Origin of the sequence: Vibrio sp. Vb0598 (genome assembly GCF_033338935.1) — a bacterium.
GTDB lineage: Bacteria > Pseudomonadota > Gammaproteobacteria > Enterobacterales > Vibrionaceae > Vibrio > Vibrio alginolyticus.
On the sequence record NZ_JAWOTP010000237.1, the window covers coordinates 1 to 1,121 of the forward strand.

2 protein-coding genes are annotated in these 1,121 nt (G+C 44.5%); both read right to left on the reverse strand.

The genetic code is table 11. The annotated features are described in order from the left end of the window. On the reverse strand, positions 1–791 hold a 791-nt coding region (locus R7Q38_RS24365; RefSeq protein WP_318114647.1), incomplete at its 3' end, for an ISL3 family transposase. A gap of 178 nt (positions 792–969) precedes the next feature. Continuing rightward, the coding region (locus R7Q38_RS24370; protein ID WP_318114648.1) for an adenylosuccinate synthetase at positions 970–1,121 on the reverse strand (152 nt) is incomplete at its 5' end.

Sequence of the window (1,121 nt, forward strand, 5' to 3'; positions counted from 1 at the left end):
GAACGCTTGACCCATTGCCTTGCTTTTTTATCTTGTTTTAGCTTATTGGCTTGGTCGACTCTGACTCTATCCATCACTTCACGACCAAACTTAGCAACGACGTGGAACAAGTCGTAAACGATGCGAGCATTTGGGCAATGCTCTTGGACTTCAAGGTCAAAAGCCGTATTCATATCCATTGCTACAGCTTCGATATTTTTACCATGCTCACCTAGCTGTTCAAAGAACGGTCGAATATCCTTGCGGCTACGACCTAGTCCTATCCAGATAACTTGATGGCTTTTCGCATCAGCAATGACCGTCGCATAGCGGTGCCCTTTAAAAATGGCGAACTCGTCCATGACGAGTTGCCTTAATTCACCCCATTTAACTTGCGGCACTACTTGTTGAAGCCGACGCTTATCTATCTCTTTGATTGTGTGCCAATGAACGCCTGTCACTTGGGCTATATGTTTAATTGGTAGCAGAGGTAACAACTGTTCTATATAGCTTCGTAGGCGTTTAGTGATACGAGCATAAGGTTCCAACCAAGATAGCCGCTCTGTTTTAATGCCGCAGTTACTGCACTTGATGCGTCGGGTTTGAATGGACAGTTCAACGGGAGCTCCTAACAGTGTAGCTTCCTTCACGTTACGCCACTGATACTCATGTATGGCTTGAGCTTTAAGCCCGCACGGACACTTAGCGATAGAATTAGGTTTGAGAGTGAGCTTTATTAATGACGCAGTCTGATGAGACTTTACTATATGAAAGCCTTCCCAGAATGAAGATAGGAAAGTATGATTCGACATGAAAACGGTAGTTTGTGTAAGGTTGTGTTTGGCGATGTAACCTTATCACTTACTACCGTTTTTGTTTTAAGTTCCCGCTAATCCGCGATGAACCAAAAAAAAGCGGCTTTACCCCGGAACAGATAAGCCGCTTGCCAATGATGTGCGATACCAGTCAGAGTTGGTATCGTTTCACATCTTATCGCATAATCATTTGTTCACGACCTGGACCAACAGAGACCATTTTTACTGGTACGCCCATGAGTTCCTCAATGCGTAGAACGTATTTCTGTGCTGCTACTGGTAGCTCTTCAAACTTACGACAACCTGTGATGTCTTCGCTCCAGCTTT